This is a genomic window from Variovorax sp. LG9.2, from assembly GCF_035018885.1.
Taxonomy (GTDB): domain Bacteria; phylum Pseudomonadota; class Gammaproteobacteria; order Burkholderiales; family Burkholderiaceae_C; genus Variovorax.
The window spans coordinates 1-338 of record NZ_JASJXB010000122.1; the positions used below are offsets into that span (position 1 = coordinate 1).

1 protein-coding gene is annotated in these 338 nt (G+C 58.0%); it reads left to right on the plus strand.

What is annotated here, in order from left to right:
* Positions 1 to 66: 66 nt before the first annotated feature.
* The coding region (locus tag QN413_RS27185) for a hypothetical protein (protein ID WP_323499656.1) at positions 67 to 338 on the plus strand (272 nt) is incomplete at its 3' end.

Here is a 338-nt window from a genome sequence, read left to right on the forward strand (position 1 = left end):
GAAGTCCACGCGAGCGCCATCGACGCGCTGCAGCAAGGCCGCTACATCCTGGGGGCGTCGCCATGGGTGCTGTACCTGTCCTTGGCACTTTCAATGTGGTTGGTGTTTTTTGCGTTCGACAGGGCACCAAAAGCAGCACCGCTCGTGGCCGTCGCTTTTGTCGGCATCTGTTTCGGAATCAGCGCTTTGCTGCTGGGCCTGTTCCGCCTCTGGATACCGCCCTCGTTTTTCGTGTTGGCAATCGTGCCTGCCTTTTTGCTTTGGAGCTGGCAAAACATGCACGGTGTCCTCGGCTTTTTGAAGGAGAACATCATTGCGCTGAGTGTGCTGCCGGACGG